This window comes from Mammaliicoccus sp. L-M44, assembly GCF_022386355.1.
Taxonomy (GTDB): Bacteria; Bacillota; Bacilli; order Staphylococcales; family Staphylococcaceae; genus Mammaliicoccus; species Mammaliicoccus sciuri_A.
Genome location: NZ_JAJNIU010000007.1, coordinates 82,477 through 99,799 on the forward strand (window position 1 = coordinate 82,477; position 17,323 = coordinate 99,799).

The window sequence follows — 17,323 nt, forward strand, 5'->3', positions numbered from 1 at the left end:
TTATTATATCAAGATTTATCATCTTAAGCGAATGGGTTATTTTTTATGTTTTTGAACAAGTTGTTGAAACCATTTTTGTTTTTGAGCTTCGTAATCTTTTATACTATTTGCTTCAAGTAAAGCAGCTTTCTTAAATGATTCAAATGTTTGTATGACATCTGTATTATTTGTTAAAAGTGACTCTACAGTTAAATAATCATATAACATTTGATTGTTTTGTTCAACAATATGTAAACGTGCTGTTTGCTTCAAGCTTATCATGTCTTGGAATTGAGCCATCATGACTTTTTTATTGTAACCATTATGTAATCGATATATGCGGTGATAATTGAGTCTTTTTTCGTCAAGGCTTGTAATATCGTGAAGAGACTTAACTGTAACAAGTACATCTACGATAGGTTCTGTAACATATTGTGTTTGTTTCGTACCACCGATATGGAATACATCTATCACTGGCGTATCAAGTAAATGTATTAATAATTGTTGAATACTTTCAAAATTTAGTTTAAAATCATCTGATGATTGTAGTTGAATAAAGGGTTGTGGAAGTTTAAGCATAATAGCTCCTTTCTAAAATCCATGCATGAATATACTATATAACATTTTCATTATCCATGAAATTATGTATAATACAAGTGAAACAGGGGTGCAATGATGAAAATTAAATTATTTTATTTAATGATATTTGTTCTTGTTTTAATTATTGCAGCTTGTGGTAACGAATTACATTCAGATCTTCAAAAGTATAAAAGGGAAATGAAACCTATTTATAAAAAAGAGAATTCAATTCTGAAAGATATAGATAAATTAAGATTAAATCAGTTAGATCAACTTATTGGTACGGAAGTAACAGTTGAAAAACGTAAAGAATTGAATGAACTTCAAGATAAACTCGAAAAGCAAATTATACCTGAAGTTAAAGATCTTAGTAAACAAGCTCATAATATAAATGTAAGCACAAATGAGGTTCAAGATGCTCATAATATTTACATGAGTAATATAGCAAAGAAAGAAAAAACGTTAGAAGAATTAAATGAGTATATTTCATTATTTAAACAATCCATCCAATCTAATGAGAAAATATTAGATTATACAGATGTATTTGAACAGAATAAATCAGATGCAGAGAAAAATGCTAAATTAGCTAAAAATAATCCTGAAGATAAAGAAGATTATGATGCACTTGTTTCTGTTATTGATAAGAATAGTGAAGAATTAAGTACGAAAGCTAAATATTTAAATGATACTCAAAATGTGCAAGATAGAGCGGACTATATTGAGAAAGATATTATCCCGCTATTTTCTAAAAACATTAAATCGCTAAATCAAACGAATATTTCATCTAAACGTGTTAATCAAATGAGACAAGCTCAAATTGAAGTGTACTATACTTTAATTAATTACTATAAAGAACGTAAAAAAGGCATTCTTATTGAAGATAAACTTCAAAAAGTTCAAGTACAAAATGGCGTAAGTTCTCAATTTAGTTACTTAGGTAAAGATGAAAAGTACAACAAAGCGATAGAAAGATTAGATAAGTAAAACACACCAAAAACATTGTTTTATGTAATCGGTGTGTTTTATTTTATTGCTTATCAATTGGATCTTTAGGTTTGTCTTTGTTGCGCTTTGATAAATATATATTTTTACCTATAAGTGAAATGAACCATATAGAAAATGCTATTACAAGAATATACGATAATGCAGGTTGGTTTTTAAAATCAAATAAAAATAAGACAGAAATAATAAGTAAACATGCATTGATCGTATCAATCATACCCCATCTTTTAATAAGTACGGGTGAAGTATTTTTGGACAAATTTCGCACCTCCTTAATATATATTAACAAGTATACCAAAATTGTCTTGTGGTTAATATTATAGATTACGGGTAAAGATAATAAAGATAATAAAGATAATTATTAAAAATAGAATTTGCCATATAAATGGATAAATGATATAGTGTTCAATTGTATTGGTTAAATTATGATAGAGGTGAATTAAAATGGTCGTGAAATTAACTTCCATCGATCAATTTGAAAAAGTACTCAATGATAATCCAAACGTATTTGTTATGAAACATAGCAGTACTTGTCCTATTTCAGCAAGTGCATATGATCAATTTAACAAATTCTTATATGAAAGAGATATGGATGGTTATTACTTAATTGTTCAAGAAGAAAGAGAATTGTCTGATTATATAGCTGATAAAACTGGAATCAAACATGAATCCCCACAAGCATTTTACTTTGTTAATGGTAATGCTGAATGGGATGCAGATCATGAAAATATCACAGTCGCAAGTTTATCGAAAGCAGAAGAGTAAGTGAAACATATGCAAACAGTCTGATTGGACTGTTTGTTTTTTTGTTAATTGAAGTAAAAAACAGTATAATGAATTAAGATAAAAAGCATGAGGTGAAAATTATGAGAGTATTAGTTGCGATGGATGAGTTTGATAGTATTTTATCTAGTTACCATGCAAATCGATTTGTCGAAGAAGCAATAAAGTCTCAATTTAATGAAGCAGATATAGTACAAGTCCCATTATTTAATGGTCAAAGAGAAGTTATAGATTCAGTATTATTATGGCAATCTGGCACTAAATATTCAGTGGATCATCATGACGCTTATATGAGACCAAAGTCGTCTTCATATGTTGTAACAGAGAAAGATATTATCGTTATAGAAGCGGGTAAAGTCTTAACTTCAAGTGAGGATATTATTAAACCACTTGAAACTTCATCATTTGGACTAGGAGAAGTGATTTTAGAAGCGCTGAATGAAGACAGCAAAGAGATGCTAATTTCAGTCGGTGATGTCGCAAGTTACGATGGTGGACTTGGTATGTTACAAGCATTAGGTGCTAAATTCTTTGATGCTGAAGGTAGTTTTATAGATGTTAGCAAAGGTGCTAAATGGATTAAATATATAAGAACAATTGATTTATATGATTTAGATAAAAGGTTAAAAGATAAAAATATCAAAGTCATAACAGACTTTGAATCGAAGTATTATGGTAAGAATAGTCGCATCATGAAAGAGCAAGCAATCAATCAAATTGCTATTGAAGATGCTGTCTCAATTGATAATGCTTTATGGTATATAAGTGAATTATTTAAGAACCAACATAAAATCTTATTAGGTAAAGAAGAACGCGGTGGTGCAGGAAGTGGCTTAGCTGCCTTGTTTAATAGTCTATGGGACGCGCAACTTGTTACAGGTGGAGATGTCGTAAATGAGCTTACTTATTTAGATAAGTTGATTGAACAAGCTGACTTAATCGTATTCGGTGAAGGATTGAAACCTAATCAACAATTGTTAGAAACGACATCTGTTAGAATTGCTGAACTTTGTAACAAATATCAAAAAGTCAATATTGCGATATGCGCAACAGATGAAAAGTTTGATCAATACTTAGAACAAGATGTAACAGCAATGTATAAAGTATTTAATAAAGATCAATATTCAATGAGTGATTTAGAATTAGGTATAGCTTTAAGACATTTAACAACACAATCGCTAAGATTATTAAAAGCTAATATATAAAAATAAGAGCCTGAGACACTGTAATTGTCTCAGGCTCTTATATATTGTTTTAAGACTGTTGTTCAAATTCTGATACGATACCGACTATCGTATGGACTGCTTTTTCCATAACATCAATAGAAGCATACTCAAATGGTCCGTGGAAGTTTGCGCCACCTGTAAATAAATTAGGTGTTGGTAATCCCATGAATGAGAGTTGTGAACCGTCTGTACCACCTCTAATAGGTTCAATAATAGGTGTCATACCTAATGATTTAATAACTTTCTCAGGTATGTTTACAAGTTCAGGTTGTGGTTTGATTTTTTCACCCATATTGTAATACTGATCTTTGATTGTTACAGTAATCAATTCTTGATCATATTTATGATTTAATACTTTTGCGATATCTAATAAATGATTTTTTCTACGTTCGAACTGTGCTTTATCATGATCGCGAATAATATATTGTAGCGTTGCTTTCTCAACAGTACCTGACATGTCAGATAAGTGATAGAAGCCCTCATAGCCTTCAGTATGTTCAGGTACTTCATCACTAGGCAATTGGTCATTAAATGCCATTGCTAAAGTATTAGCATTAACCATTACATCTTTAGCAGAACCTGGATGTACGTTTACACCGTTAACTTCAACGACTGCAGAAGCGGCATTAAAGCTTTCGTATTGTAATTCGCCTTCTAAACTACCATCTAAAGTATAAGCAAAATCAGCGTTAAATCGTTCAACATCAAAATGATGTGGACCTCTACCAATTTCTTCATCTGGTGTAAAGCTGAATCTAATCTTGCCGTGTTTGATTTCAGGATGTTCTAATAAGTAAATGATCGCTTCCATAATCTCAACGACACCAGCTTTATCATCAGCGCCTAGTAAAGTTGTACCGTCTGTTGTCATTAATGTATGACCAATCACTTTTTCAAGTTGTGGGAAAGTCTTCGCGCTTAATACTTTATCAGTATTACCGAGTGTAATATCTTCTCCGTTATATTGCTCTACAATAACAGGATTAACATTTGATGCATGGTAATCTGGAGACGTATCAATATGTGCCAATAACCCTATAGTAGGTACATCCTTTTCTGTATTTGACGGTAAAGTGGCCATTAAATACCCTTTATCGTCTACGTCAACTTCAAGATTTAATGCTTTAATTTCTTCTTCGAGCATACGGATTAAATCCCATTGCTTTTCAGTAGATGGTGTACTTTCACTTGCTGCATCAGCTTGTGTATCTACTTTTACATATCTTGTTAATCGATCAATTAGACGTTGTTTCAAATTGCTCGCTCCCTTTACATCTATTTACGTTATTTATTATACGCTTTTTTGTTTCTTAGAAGCAAAAGAATGTTTTGCTCTGACATAGATTTGAAAAATGATTTCAGAGCATAAAATACCAAACGCGATCGCACCAGAAATAAGCGTCGCTTGTAGTGTTGTATTAATGGCAACATCATAATTGTTGATTACTAAGTTTTTAGTTGCATCATACGCTAAGCCTCCTGGAACGAGAGGGATAATACCGGCAACTATAAAGATAATCATTGGACGCTTGTAATAGCGACTCATAATATGACTCATTAACGCTAAGGCAAAGCTACCATAGAATGATGCTTGTACTTTATCGATGCCAAAGTCTAACGAAATGGTATAAATCATCCAGCCCATCGCACCAACAATACCACATGCTATTAATAGTCTCTTAGGTGCATTAAAAATGACAGAGAAAAATAACGTTGCGGTAAAACTTAACAAAATTTGATATATATAATCTAGCATTTAAAGCACCTCCTTAACTAAGTAGTAATACGATTGCAACACCAGCACCAATAGCAAATGCCGTAAGTGCCGCTTCTACACCTTTAGATATACCTGCAAGCAACTGTCCTGCCATTAAGTCTCTGATTGCATTTGTAATCAAGACACCTGGTACAAGTGGCATAACAGACGCGATTGTAATTAAGCTTAAATTCACGCCAATAAAGAAATTCACACTAATGGTTGCGATTGTAGCAATAATTAATGAACTAATAAATTCTGTGAAGAATTTAATTCTAATCGTATTATGGACGAGGGACATCGTTAAATATCCAACACCACCTGCAATCAATGAAGGGATGACTTCAGCTTGTTTACCACCAAACATAGGTAAGAAACAGGCTGATGCTATCGCTGCAGCTAATACTTTTAACCAAAATGGAAATTGTAATGAAGCATGATGTAAATGGATCAGCTCTGATTTAGCTTCATCAATCGTGAGTTCATTGTTAGCTATCTTACGTGATATTTGATTCGTTAAAGAAATTTTCTCTAAATCGGTCGTACGTTCATCTATTCTAATCAGACGTGTGTTTGTTCTGTCATTAAGCGAGAATATAATCGCGGTAGATGTTACAAAGCTATGTGTATTTTCTAAACCATAACTTGTAGCGATTCTTGCCATTGTATCTTCAACTCGATATGTTTCTGCGCCACTTTCTAAAAGTATGCGACCGGCAGTCATGACAACATCAATGATTTTATTTTCATCTATAATCGTGAAGTCTTGTATCTCTTCCATAGTAACCTCCAGTTTCGTATTGAATTTTATGTAAATAATCAAATTAAAAACAATTCAACAAAAAACATAGAATTGCTAGAGGCAATTCTATGTTCAGTTTATAACTTAATAATTGGATTGAACATTACTTTGTTTTGACCTTGTAATTTGGCTTCATGTAACATATCATCCGCATCTTTAAATACGCGACGTTTCGATTTGTTATCTTGCTCACTTAAATAGCCTACACCAATTGAAACAGATAGTTTAATTGTTTCTTTGTTAGGTAAGTGGAAAGTAGATTGTTGAACGCTATCTCTAATGCTTTCCGCTAATTTAATAGCACTATCTAATGTTTCGCCAACAAGAATAATTGAAAATTCTTCTCCGCCGTTACGAAAAGCTTTAACATCTTTAGGTAAATAGTTGATTAACAATTGCGACATTTGTTTTAAGACCGCGTCTCCAGCCTTATGAGAATATGCATCGTTCACGTCTTTAAATCCATCAATATCAATCAATAATAATGCCATAGATTGGTCTTGTTCAGTTATTTGTTCAGTCGTCTTATTTAAATAGCGATCGAACTCTTTAACATTTCCTAAACCTGTTAAGTAATCAACGGATTCTTCATTTTCATATCTTGAAATTAAATTTTTCAAGATCCAAATGTCTCTATAAACACTTGCACTAATAATACTTAGGATAAAGGAAACTGGCACAAGAAACAACCATTCATTGAGCCATGCATCAGGATTTAAAAAGATAAGTGTTATCGCAATAATCATAATGCTGATTAAATACAATAATTGAATACTCACGAAATCACTTTGTTTAAGAAAAGGACCTATCATCCCAACAACAATTGCAATAATCAGTAAATGGATATCTTCTAAAAAAGGTGTACCCATTACAAATATGTCAAATAGTACAATAACTACGGCACTTAAAACAGAATAAAATAAATTAGTAAATCTTCCTAAGAAGAGAATAGGTATAAAACTTAAAGAGAATGCATAGTCATGATACTGTATAGGATTAGATATTAATAATATTGAAACACCAGTCATTAAGATGGTGATATAATTTTGTGAAAAAGTCACAGTTCTCGTTTCGCTATATTGTATTCGATGGTATAGATAAAATGCTGCAATAGTTACAGATATATTGAATATAATTGCTTGTATCATTTAACACCATCCTTCATTTAGTAAGCCATATGATATTGTAATCTATTAGATTGCTTTTGTCACGATATAACAGGTTATTTTGTTAAAAAAGTTTCTTTTTTCACATGTTTGCTTATAAAGTTAGTTTATACGTAAAAATATTTGATTTCAAAAATGTGGTATACTATTGTTTTTATAGCATGTAGAATGAAATTTTGATATTCTAGAAGTAATGTTTTAATCAAATTCGGTGCAACTACAAAATGAAGGTGACTCAATGTTTACTTTACAACTAATATTACTAACTATGATTGTAAGTTTAATACTAACACCTTTAGTTATCGTTCTTTCTATTAAAATTGGTGCTGTTGATATGCCAAATGTTAGAAAAGTTCATACTAAACCCGTATCAGTATTAGGTGGCTCAGTCATTTTAATATCTTTTCTCATCGGTTTATGGTGGGGGAAACCAGTAGAACATGAAACAATTCCTATTATATTAGGTGCGATTGTTATCTATATTATAGGATTAGTAGATGATTTGTATGATATGAAACCACTTGTTAAATTAGCAGGTCAAATTGCTGTATCTTTAATCGTCGTTTTTAACCACGTCACATTAGATTTTATTACATTACCATTTGGTGTAGTAATTGAATTTGGAATCTTTAGTATTCCAATGACAATCTTCTGGGTTGTTGCAGTAATGAATGCAATCAACTTAATAGACGGTTTAGATGGCTTAGCTTCAGGCATATCATGTATCGCTTTAGTAACAATAGGATTTATCGCAATATTACAGCAGAACATCTTTATTATGATGATATGTAGTGTGTTAATAGGATCATTATTAGGATTCTTAGTATTTAACTCACATCCTGCTAAAATTTTCTTAGGTGACAGTGGGGCATTACTATTAGGTTATATAATCGGTGTGTTATCACTATTAGGTTTTAAGAACATTACATTAATATCGCTATTCTTCCCAATGGTTATACTAGCAGTACCATTTATCGATATGTTATTTGCAGTAATACGTAGACTACATAATCGTCAATCTATCGTTCAGGCAGATAAATCGCATTTACACCATAGATTATTAGATTTAGGCTATACACATAGGCAAACCGTCATATTAATTTATATGATTGCCATCTTATTCAGCATATCAAGTGTCATCCTTTATTTATCACCACCATACGGCGTATTAATGATGTTTATAATGATATTAATAACAATAGAATTAATAGTAGAATTTACAGGACTCGTAAATGCAAATTACAGACCAATATTAAACTTATTAACAAGAACAAAGTATAAAAAAGAACGCTAATGTCGATTAGCGTTCTTCTTCTTTATTATATGGAAATGGTAGTGCGATGATATCTTGTCTGTTTAATTCGTACTTACCTTGGTTGACTTCGTTTAGGAAATCAATAAATGGTTCTTCTTCTGATGCTATTACATGTATGGTGTATGTTACTTTGTCTGTATATGCAGTATCTACAAGTTGATAATCAGTTTGTTGTAACTCATGCTCGAAGCGTCCTGTTTGATCATAGTCTAATGTTACTTCGAATGGTATTGCATCTAATAAAATAATTCTGCCGACTTCTTTAATAACTTGGCTGACTGCACTTCCATATGCACGTATTAATCCACCTGCGCCTAATTTAATACCACCAAAATATCTTGTAACGACAACAACAACATTATGGAGTTGTTGTTTTTTTAATACTTCTAACATAGGCACGCCTGCTGTTCCTGATGGTTCACCATCATCATTTGCTTTTTGGATAAGCATTGTAGGACCGATAACATAGCTAGAACAATTATGTGTTGCATCATGATGTTCTTTTTTCTTTTGTTGTATGAATGCTTTCGCTTCTTCTTCAGTTTCTGCAGGATGAATGCTCGCGATAAATCTCGATTTATTAATGACAATTTCAGTTTCATGTGCTGATTTGATTGTAATTAGTCCTTCTGCCATGTTAATACTTCTCCCTTTACATCGTAATCTGTTACGATTATTATATACTATTGAAATTAGTCGGGAAAGGATTGTATGAATTGAAGAATAAATTATTGATGTTGTGCTTAGTGTTGTCTATCGTGTTAGCAGCTTGTGGATCCAAAGAAGAGGAGAAACAAACGACTGACGAAGCGGATGATAGTCAAGGTGTCCTATTAGATGACAAAGGAAATCCGAAAGATGCGATTCAAGTAAATAAAGATACTGAAAAAGCAGTCAAAGAAGCTATTGAAAAAAATAGAAAATCTTTAAATGATGGTGATGTAGAAGCTTACATTAAAACAATCGACACAGATTCAAAACAACTAGACGTTAAAGAGGAAGAAAAAGTGTTGAAAGATACACTTAAAAGTTATAAATTCGATAAAAAAATATCCAATATTAAGTTTTTAGAACAGAAAAAAGATCAAGTGGTTGTATTCTATAATGTGGAAACAACAGCTCATCCTAAGAATGGAAGTAAAGATGAGAAAAAAACATTTAACGAAGTTGTGACGCTTGTTAAAAAGGACGGCACATATAAATTTTCTAAAATGGCACAGGCAGCAATTTAGTTCATAAACTTCTTTTCAAATAACCAAGAATTAGATATGATGAGTATGGAAGAGAATCAAGGAGGATAATTTTATGAAGATTGCTGTTATAACAGATTCAACAGCATATTTAGATCAAGCATATATAGATAAATATAATATTAGAACAATGGCGCTAAATGTTATATTTAATGATGAAGTTTATAAAGAATTGTCAGAGATAAGTACAGAAGATTTCTATAAAAGAATGAGAAATGAAAAACAATTACCGACAACATCTCAACCAGCTATGGGTCAATATGTGGAATTACTTGAGAGTTTGAGAGACGAAGGATATACAGATGTGATTGCAGTTCACTTATCAAGTGGCATAAGTGGTACATATCAAACAGCTGTGACGTTAAACGATATGGTAGAAGGTATAAACGTACATGCATTTGATTCTGAAATCTCTTGTTCAGTACAAGGTTTCTATGCTTTAAAAGCAGCTCAACTTATCGAACAAGGTATGACAGTTATTGATAATATTCTAGAACAATTAGAGACTATGAAACAAACAACTAATGCATATTTTATAGTAGATGATTTAAATAACTTGAAAAAAGGTGGCCGCTTAAATAGTGCACAAGCATTAGTTGGCACGATGTTACAAGTGAAACCATTGTTACACTTCGTTGATACAAAAATTGTCCCTTACGATAGAGTGAGAACAAAGAAAAGAGCAATGAAACGTATTGAAGAACAATTAGCTAAAGAAGTTGAAGGTTATAAAAACTTATCTATTGTTATTATTGAAGGAAATGATAAAGAGACAGCACTTTCTTGGAAAGCGCAAGTTGAAGAACAATTCCCTGATGCACAAATTATAATGAGTTATTTTGGACCAGTAATTGGGACGCATTTAGGAGAAGGTTCATTAGGTTTAGGATTCACAACGACCGAATTAGATTTAAGTATATAATATAACTACATCACAAAAAGCCCAGGCTTTTTGTGCTTTTTTTATGGAGGTTAGTATGAAATTATACGGACGTATATGCCGAGATTTAAATGATATAACGACTGAAAAAGTTAAATATACTAAACCTGGCGTGTCTTTAGTTCAAGGTAAATATATTTGTAATCAGTGTGGAAACAAAGATCAAACATTGTTTTATCAATATTTTTGCCACCATTGCAAGCAAATTACAACCTATTGCAGATATTGTATTGCACTTGGTAAAGTTCAAAGTTGTAAAGACATTTATTTCATTGAGAGTTTGCAAGAAAAATCAGAATGTCGTTATCAATTGGATTTTGAATTAAGTAAACAGCAACAACTCGCATCCTCTAAAATTAAAGACGCTATTTTAAAGCAAGATCATTTATTACTCCATGCTGTGACAGGTGCAGATAAGACAGAAATGATATTTGAAGGTATATCGCAAGCCCGAAAAAACGGTATGAATGTTGCAGTTGTATCACCATGAGTAGATGTCGTGAAAGAAGTTTATTTAAGGCTGATAAACGCATTTAAAGATGAGCACATTGATTTAATGTATGAAGGACAATTCGCTCAGTTTAACAGTTCGTTTGTCGTATCGACTGTCCATCAACTTATACGCTATGACGGACATTTTAATGTGGTCATCGTTGATGAGGTAGATGCATTTCCGTTAGAAATGGATAATCAACTGATGCATACCATTCGAAAAGCTTCTTTAGAACAATCTAGTCATATTTATTTAACTGCTACACCTAACAAGCAACTTCTTTCTATATTTAATCACAATCAAATAATTAAACTCCCCGCAAGATATCACAAACATCCATTACCGATTCCGGAATTTCAATTTAATAACATTAAAGAAAATAAACTCAATCAGAAGTTACTTGCGTTTCTTAAATCCCAAATAGAACAAAATAGAAAGACATTTGTCTTCTTTCATAATATTCATTATATGGAACAAATATTTAAAGTATTTCAATGCTACTTTTCAAAAATTGAATATGTATCCAGTCATGATGAGATGAGGCATGAAAAGGTTACGCGTTTAAGAAATGATGAAATAGACATTATGTTTACGACGACAATATTAGAAAGAGGCGTTACGTTAGAAAAACTAGATGTCGTCATCGTGCACACAGAAAAGTTTACAAGTAGTGCCATCATTCAAATTGCAGGTCGTGTTGGTCGAAAATTATCTTGTCCGAGTGGCAAGGTGTTGTGTTATCACGAAGGTATCACACGAAATATGATACAGGCGAAGCGTGAAATTATTGAAATGAATGATTTAGCACGAGAGAAAGGATGGTTAATTTGAATAAGTGCATAATTTGTCAAAATCATATCAATGAAGTGATCGATTTGTTAAATCTTTTTTCAAGGCAATCTACAACATGTGAGCAATGTGCCAATCAATTAACATTTAATCATGAAGCAAGACGATGCGAAAAATGCTTAAAAATAATGTCTGAAGAAGAGGAGGATTGCTTAGATTGTCAGTGACTTTCAAATAAATATCCATTAATTAATCAACTATATACCTTGTATGACTATGATGGTCTTGTCAAAGCGCTCATACAACAATATAAGTTAAATGGGGATGTTGCACTCAATCAAGTATTTCAATTACCACCGAAATTATTTAAACATTATGATTATGTTATTCCGGCACCTATTCATCCTAATAAGTTAGAGCAGCGAACATTCGATCATGTAACAACGGTATTGGATAATCAAAAAATTAAATATATACAGATTTATGAAACTGAAGAAAGGCAAAAGCAATCAGAATTAACTAAATTAGAAAGGTCATCTCAACATAATCCATTTAAAATAAATAAGGACATAGACTTTGAAAATAAGAGAATATTACTCGTAGATGATATTTATACAACAGGGTTAACCATGCATCGCTTAGCGGAACTTTTATTTATTAGAAAAATCAGAAAAATAGATGCCTTAACATTTGCAAGAGCGGTAAATAATGATAAAATATAGGTAGGAAGAAACACAAGAGAAATTGAGCGTTAAAGGAGTCGGTGTTTTATGATCAGATTTGAAATTCATGGTGAAAACATCACAGTGACTGATCCGATAAGAAATTATATTGAGGACAAAGTAAGTAAACTAGAAAGATATTTTACTAATGTCCCAGAGGCGATAGCCCACGTTAAAATCAAAACTTATCAGGATTCTAGAAGTAAAATTGAAGTAACTATTCCGTTGAAAGATGTTACTTTAAGAGCTGAAGAAAGACATGAAGATTTATATGCTGGAATCGACTTAATAACTAACAAACTCGAAAGACAAGTACGTAAGTACAAAACTAAGGTTAATAGAAAGTATCGCGATAAAGGGCGAGATAAAGATGTCTTTGCAGTAAGTCCAGATTCAGCTGCACCTGAAGAAGTTGAAGAGAATGATAGCGATAATGAAATTGAAATCATTCGTTCTAAGCAATTTGCTTTGAAACCAATGGATTCTGAAGAAGCAGTATTACAAATGAACTTACTAGGACATGATTTTTACATCTTTACTGATGCAGAAACAGATGAAACAAGCATCGTTTATAAACGTAAAGATGGTAAATATGGATTAATTGAAACTTCAATACAATAAAAATCATTCACACGAACTGGTGCAGAATTTCTGCACCAGTTTCTTTGGGTATTGATAGCTTTTAATCTACAGAGGTGGTAATCTTAAATAGTGTAAAAAGAGATATAAACGTGATATGATATATTGTTGTAAGATTACTAGTTTTCTAGTTGAAGGAGAGAACAAAATGGGTTTTTTATCAAAAATAGCTGATGGTAACAAACGAGTTGTTAAATCACTCGGAAAATTAGCAGATCAAGTCATCAATTTAGAAGATGAAATTGCTAAATTAACAGACGCTCAATTAAGAGAGAAGACAGAACAATTCAAAAAAGAATTGTCAGAAATAGAAGATTATAAAAAGCAAGAAAAATATTTAGATAAAATACTACCTGAAGCATATGCAATCGTAAGAGAAGCATCTACTAGGGTATTTAATATGACACCATTTAAAGTACAAATAATGGGTGGTATTGCCATTCATCGTGGTGATATTTCAGAAATGAAAACTGGTGAAGGTAAAACATTAACAGCAACAATGCCAGTTTATTTAAATGCGCTAACAGGTAGAGGCGTTCATGTTGTTACAGTCAATGAATATTTATCAAGTTCACAAAGTGAAGAAATGGCGCAATTATATAATTTCTTAGGTTTATCAGTTGGACTTAATTTGAATTCAATGGATACGGATCAAAAGCGTGAAGCATATGCAGCAGATATCACGTATAGTACAAATAATGAACTTGGATTCGATTATTTAAGAGACAACATGGTTACGTATAAAAAAGACCGTGTTATGAGACCTCTTAACTTTGCCATCATTGATGAGGTTGACTCAATTTTAATTGATGAAGCGAGAACACCACTAATCATTTCAGGTGAAGCAGAAAAATCAACAACGTTATATACACAAGCTAACGTATTTGTAAAAATGCTTAAAGGTGAAGATGATTTTAGTTATGATGAAAAAACTAAAGCCATCACATTAACAGAACAAGGTATTGATAAAGCTGAACGCATGTTCAAAATTGATAACTTGTTTGACGTGAAACATGTTAACTTAATGCATCATATTAATATTGCATTAAAAGCAAATAGAACAATGTTTAAAGATAAAGATTATGTTGTTGAAGATGGCGAAATTATGATTGTCGACCAATTTACAGGTCGTACAATGCCAGGTCGAAGATTCTCTGACGGATTGCATCAAGCAATTGAAGCAAAAGAAGGTCTAGAGATTCAAAATGAATCTAAAACAATGGCATCTATTACGTTCCAAAACTTCTTTAGAATGTACAACAAATTATCAGGTATGACAGGTACAGCTAAGACGGAAGAAGAAGAGTTCAGAAATATTTATAATATGACTGTTACGCAAATTCCAACCAATAGACCGATACAACGTATAGACGAAGCGGATTTAATTTTTGCATCTCAAAAAGGTAAGTTTGATGCAGTTGTTAAAGATGTAATCGAGCTTCATAAGAAAGGTCAACCAGTTTTATTAGGTACAGTTGCGGTTGAAACAAGTGAATATATTTCACAACTATTAAAGAAAAAAGGCGTTAGACATAACGTATTAAACGCGAAAAACCACGAACGTGAAGCGGAAATTATTTTAAATGCAGGTCAAAAAGGTGCAGTAACCATTGCAACTAACATGGCAGGTCGTGGTACGGATATTAAACTTGGAGAAGGCGTTGTTGAACTTGGAGGTTTAGCTGTAATTGGTACAGAACGTCATGAATCAAGACGTATCGATGACCAATTAAGAGGACGTTCAGGTCGTCAAGGTGACGTTGGTCGAAGTAGATTCTACTTATCATTACAAGATGAATTGATGGTTCGTTTCGGATCAGAACGTATGCAATCTTTAATGGGTAAATTAGGTATGAATGATGATACGCCAATTGAGTCTAAAATGGTTTCTAGAGCAGTAGAATCTGCTCAAAAACGAGTTGAAGGTAATAACTTCGATGCACGTAAACGTTTATTAGAATACGATGATGTACTAAGAAAACAACGTGAAATCATTTACGGTGAGCGTAATGATATTATTGAAAAAGACGATGTACAAGACATTGTTAAAGATATGATTAAATCATCATTAGAGCGTGGCGTGAACTATCACTTCGCAACAAATGAAGAAGAAATTGATTTTGAAGCACTCGTTCAATATATTGAAGACTCATATGTACCACAAGGTGCAATTAAAGTTGACGATATTCGCGGTAGAGATTATGAAGATATCGTAGAAATTGTATTAGAAAAAATTAAAACACAATACAAAGCTCAACAAGAAGACTTTGGTGATCAAATGTCTGAATTTGAACGTATGATTGTGTTAAGAACAATAGACCGTAAATGGACTGATCACATTGATACAATGGATCAATTACGTACAGGTATCCACTTAAGATCTTATGGTCAAATCAATCCACTAAGAGAGTACCAAAATGAAGGTTTGGATTTATTTGAAACAATGTTGAATGAAATAGAAGATGAAGTAAGTAAATACATTCTTAAATCAACAATTGACCGTGGTGAACAAGTTGAACGTGAACAAGTTGAAATAGGTGAAGCTAAACATGTGAGTGCGAACGATGGTAAAGAAAAAGTTAAACCAAAACCTATCGTCAAAGATGAACAAGTTGGCCGAAACGATCCATGTCCATGTGGTAGTGGTAAGAAATATAAAAACTGTCATGGTCAAGCATAAAGGAGTAATTTTATGGAATTAACGGAAATTAGACAAACATTAAATAAAAATAATGAAAAATTAATGAATATCAGGGGGTCTCTTTGACTTAGAAAATAAAGAGACGAACATTCAAGAATACGAAGAAATGATGGTTGATCCATCATTCTGGGACGATCAGAATAAAGCACAAGACATCATTAACAAAAACAATGTATTAAAGTCTGTAGTCGGTGATTTTCATACATTAAATCAACAGATTGAAGATTTACTTACAACTGTTGAACTTTTACAAGAAGAATATGATGAAGATATGCATGAAATGCTTGAGCAAGATTTAAAAGCGTTACAAACAGACATCGATCAATTTGAATTGAAACTTCTACTTAATGGTGAACATGATGAAAATAACGCAATATTAGAATTGCATCCAGGTGCAGGTGGTACAGAATCTCAAGATTGGGGTTCAATGCTACTTAGAATGTATCAACGTTTTGCAGAACAAAAAGGATTCAAAGTGGAAACGTTAGATTATCAAGCTGGAGATGAAGCGGGCATTAAAAGTGTCACAATTCTTATCAAAGGTCATAATGCATATGGATATTTAAAAGCTGAAAAAGGTGTCCACAGATTAGTGCGTATTTCTCCATTCGATTCATCAGGAAGACGTCATACATCATTTGTATCTTGTGATGTAACACCTGAATTTAATAATGAAAAAATAGAAATAGAAGTTAATTCTGAAGACATTACAGTCGATACTTATAGAGCATCTGGTGCAGGTGGACAGCACGTCAACACGACTGATTCAGCTGTTCGTATTACACACCAACCAACTGGTATCGTCGTAACATGTCAAAATGAAAGATCACAAATTAAAAACAGAGAACAAGCTATGAAAATGTTAAAAGCGAAACTCTACCAAAAAGAACTTGAAGAACAAGCAGCAGCTCTAGATGAAATTAGAGGCGAACAAAAAGAAATTGGATGGGGTAGTCAAATACGTTCATACGTATTTCATCCATATGCTATGGTTAAAGATCATAGAACTAATGAAGAAACAGGTAATACAAACGCAGTTATGGATGGGGACTTAGATCCATTTATCGATGCATATTTAAGAAGTCAAATTAATGAAAAATAATTTAAAGCAAGAAGCTAGGATGATTTTAAATATCCTAGCTTCTTTTATGATAATTAAAATTGTGAATTATTGAACAAAA

The 17,323-nt window shown here is 32.2% G+C and carries 19 protein-coding genes; 12 read left to right on the forward strand and 7 right to left on the reverse strand.

Translation table 11 applies throughout. The features are described from left to right. Positions 1-36: 36 nt before the first annotated feature. A complete protein-coding gene (locus tag LQ611_RS05675) occupies positions 37-558 on the reverse strand; it encodes a GrpB family protein (protein ID WP_107596544.1) in 522 nt (173 codons plus the stop codon). A gap of 96 nt (positions 559-654) precedes the next feature. Between LQ611_RS05675 and LQ611_RS05680 the strand changes: the two genes are divergently transcribed. Then, positions 655-1,542, forward strand: coding sequence for an EMYY motif lipoprotein (locus LQ611_RS05680; protein WP_103361492.1), 888 nt, complete (start codon positions 655-657; stop codon positions 1,540-1,542). 43 nt (positions 1,543-1,585) lie between these two features. On the opposite strand, the gene LQ611_RS05685 is transcribed toward LQ611_RS05680, so the two are convergent. Then, positions 1,586-1,819 (reverse strand): hypothetical protein, encoded by a 234-nt coding sequence (locus LQ611_RS05685; RefSeq protein WP_025905424.1) that lies wholly within the window; start codon positions 1,817-1,819, stop codon positions 1,586-1,588. Between the two features lie 185 nt (positions 1,820-2,004). Between LQ611_RS05685 and ytxJ the strand changes: the two genes are divergently transcribed. Together ytxJ and LQ611_RS05695 are read left to right on the forward strand one after the other, a co-directional pair. Further along, the gene (gene ytxJ / locus LQ611_RS05690; protein ID WP_025905425.1) at positions 2,005-2,325 is read left to right on the forward strand and encodes a bacillithiol system redox-active protein YtxJ; all 321 of its coding nucleotides are present in this window, start codon (positions 2,005-2,007) and stop codon (positions 2,323-2,325) included. Positions 2,326-2,426: 101 nt separating this feature from the next. Then, positions 2,427-3,548, forward strand: coding sequence for a glycerate kinase (locus LQ611_RS05695; protein WP_107572603.1), 1,122 nt, complete (start codon positions 2,427-2,429; stop codon positions 3,546-3,548). A 49-nt stretch (positions 3,549-3,597) separates the two neighbouring features. On the opposite strand, the gene pepT is transcribed toward LQ611_RS05695, so the two are convergent. From pepT to gdpS, 4 genes are all read right to left on the reverse strand, one after another. Continuing rightward, on the reverse strand, positions 3,598-4,824 hold the full coding sequence (pepT, locus tag LQ611_RS05700; RefSeq protein ID WP_025905427.1) for a peptidase T: 1,227 nt from the start codon (positions 4,822-4,824) through the stop codon (positions 3,598-3,600). Positions 4,825-4,860: 36 nt separating this feature from the next. Beyond that, positions 4,861-5,325 (reverse strand): threonine/serine exporter family protein, encoded by a 465-nt coding sequence (locus tag LQ611_RS05705; protein ID WP_025905428.1) that lies wholly within the window; start codon positions 5,323-5,325, stop codon positions 4,861-4,863. A 13-nt stretch (positions 5,326-5,338) separates the two neighbouring features. After that, the gene (locus LQ611_RS05710) at positions 5,339-6,106 is read right to left on the reverse strand and encodes a threonine/serine exporter family protein (protein ID WP_107565265.1); all 768 of its coding nucleotides are present in this window, start codon (positions 6,104-6,106) and stop codon (positions 5,339-5,341) included. A 98-nt stretch (positions 6,107-6,204) separates the two neighbouring features. Then, on the reverse strand, positions 6,205-7,275 hold the full coding sequence (gene gdpS / locus LQ611_RS05715; RefSeq protein WP_037588737.1) for a GGDEF domain-containing protein GdpS: 1,071 nt from the start codon (positions 7,273-7,275) through the stop codon (positions 6,205-6,207). 256 nt (positions 7,276-7,531) lie between these two features. On the opposite strand from gdpS, the gene LQ611_RS05720 reads away from it, so the two are divergent. Further along, positions 7,532-8,587, forward strand: coding sequence for a glycosyltransferase family 4 protein (locus LQ611_RS05720; RefSeq protein WP_025905431.1), 1,056 nt, complete (start codon positions 7,532-7,534; stop codon positions 8,585-8,587). A 6-nt stretch (positions 8,588-8,593) separates the two neighbouring features. On the opposite strand, the gene LQ611_RS05725 is transcribed toward LQ611_RS05720, so the two are convergent. After that, a complete protein-coding gene (locus LQ611_RS05725) occupies positions 8,594-9,244 on the reverse strand; it encodes a YigZ family protein (protein WP_025904518.1) in 651 nt (216 codons plus the stop codon). Positions 9,245-9,324: 80 nt separating this feature from the next. On the opposite strand from LQ611_RS05725, the gene LQ611_RS05730 reads away from it, so the two are divergent. The 8 genes from LQ611_RS05730 to prfB all read left to right on the forward strand — a co-directional run bounded on the left by LQ611_RS05730 (position 9,325) and on the right by prfB (position 17,244). Beyond that, a complete protein-coding gene (locus LQ611_RS05730) occupies positions 9,325-9,840 on the forward strand; it encodes a hypothetical protein (RefSeq protein ID WP_107565263.1) in 516 nt (171 codons plus the stop codon). A 73-nt stretch (positions 9,841-9,913) separates the two neighbouring features. Beyond that, positions 9,914-10,780, forward strand: coding sequence for a fatty acid kinase binding subunit FakB1 (fakB1, locus tag LQ611_RS05735; RefSeq protein WP_107565262.1), 867 nt, complete (start codon positions 9,914-9,916; stop codon positions 10,778-10,780). A gap of 55 nt (positions 10,781-10,835) precedes the next feature. Beyond that, positions 10,836-11,288 carry a hypothetical protein gene (locus LQ611_RS05740; RefSeq protein WP_239709444.1) on the forward strand — a complete coding sequence of 151 codons (453 nt, stop codon included), beginning with the start codon at positions 10,836-10,838 and terminating at the stop codon, positions 11,286-11,288. A 9-nt stretch (positions 11,289-11,297) separates the two neighbouring features. Further along, positions 11,298-12,122, forward strand: a complete 825-nt coding sequence (locus LQ611_RS05745) for a helicase-related protein (protein WP_107572605.1) — start codon at positions 11,298-11,300, stop codon at positions 12,120-12,122. A gap of 224 nt (positions 12,123-12,346) precedes the next feature. Next, on the forward strand, positions 12,347-12,802 hold the full coding sequence (locus LQ611_RS05750) for a ComF family protein (RefSeq protein WP_239709446.1): 456 nt from the start codon (positions 12,347-12,349) through the stop codon (positions 12,800-12,802). A 48-nt stretch (positions 12,803-12,850) separates the two neighbouring features. Beyond that, positions 12,851-13,423: a ribosome hibernation-promoting factor, HPF/YfiA family gene (gene hpf / locus LQ611_RS05755; protein ID WP_037588746.1), complete on the forward strand. Its 573-nt coding sequence runs from the start codon at positions 12,851-12,853 to the stop codon at positions 13,421-13,423. A 166-nt stretch (positions 13,424-13,589) separates the two neighbouring features. Next, entirely contained in the window at positions 13,590-16,121 is a 2,532-nt protein-coding gene (gene secA / locus LQ611_RS05760) for a preprotein translocase subunit SecA (protein ID WP_107572607.1), read from the forward strand. Positions 16,122-16,133: 12 nt separating this feature from the next. Continuing rightward, positions 16,134-17,244 (forward strand): peptide chain release factor 2 gene (gene prfB / locus LQ611_RS05765; protein ID WP_107565259.1). Its coding sequence is split into 2 segments (ribosomal slippage): positions 16,134-16,205 and positions 16,207-17,244, totalling 1,110 coding nucleotides; the frame shifts between segments, so codons are not numbered across the junction. Positions 17,245-17,323 lie beyond the last annotated feature (79 nt).

What these genes read in the sequence shown, in the direction of transcription:
- LQ611_RS05675 (WP_107596544.1), bottom strand. Translation starts at nt 558, where the DNA reads ATGCTTAAACTTCCACAACCCTTTATTCAACTACAATCATCAGATGAT.
- LQ611_RS05680 (WP_103361492.1), top strand. Translation starts at nt 655, where the DNA reads ATGAAAATTAAATTATTTTATTTAATGATATTTGTTCTTGTTTTAATT.
- ytxJ (WP_025905425.1), top strand. Translation starts at nt 2,005, where the DNA reads ATGGTCGTGAAATTAACTTCCATCGATCAATTTGAAAAAGTACTCAAT.
- LQ611_RS05695 (WP_107572603.1), top strand. Translation starts at nt 2,427, where the DNA reads ATGAGAGTATTAGTTGCGATGGATGAGTTTGATAGTATTTTATCTAGT.
- LQ611_RS05705 (WP_025905428.1), bottom strand. Translation starts at nt 5,325, where the DNA reads ATGCTAGATTATATATATCAAATTTTGTTAAGTTTTACCGCAACGTTA.
- LQ611_RS05710 (WP_107565265.1), bottom strand. Translation starts at nt 6,106, where the DNA reads ATGGAAGAGATACAAGACTTCACGATTATAGATGAAAATAAAATCATT.
- gdpS (WP_037588737.1), bottom strand. Translation starts at nt 7,275, where the DNA reads ATGATACAAGCAATTATATTCAATATATCTGTAACTATTGCAGCATTT.
- LQ611_RS05720 (WP_025905431.1), top strand. Translation starts at nt 7,532, where the DNA reads ATGTTTACTTTACAACTAATATTACTAACTATGATTGTAAGTTTAATA.
- LQ611_RS05725 (WP_025904518.1), bottom strand. Translation starts at nt 9,244, where the DNA reads ATGGCAGAAGGACTAATTACAATCAAATCAGCACATGAAACTGAAATT.
- fakB1 (WP_107565262.1), top strand. Translation starts at nt 9,914, where the DNA reads ATGAAGATTGCTGTTATAACAGATTCAACAGCATATTTAGATCAAGCA.
- LQ611_RS05740 (WP_239709444.1), top strand. Translation starts at nt 10,836, where the DNA reads ATGAAATTATACGGACGTATATGCCGAGATTTAAATGATATAACGACT.
- hpf (WP_037588746.1), top strand. Translation starts at nt 12,851, where the DNA reads ATGATCAGATTTGAAATTCATGGTGAAAACATCACAGTGACTGATCCG.
- secA (WP_107572607.1), top strand. Translation starts at nt 13,590, where the DNA reads ATGGGTTTTTTATCAAAAATAGCTGATGGTAACAAACGAGTTGTTAAA.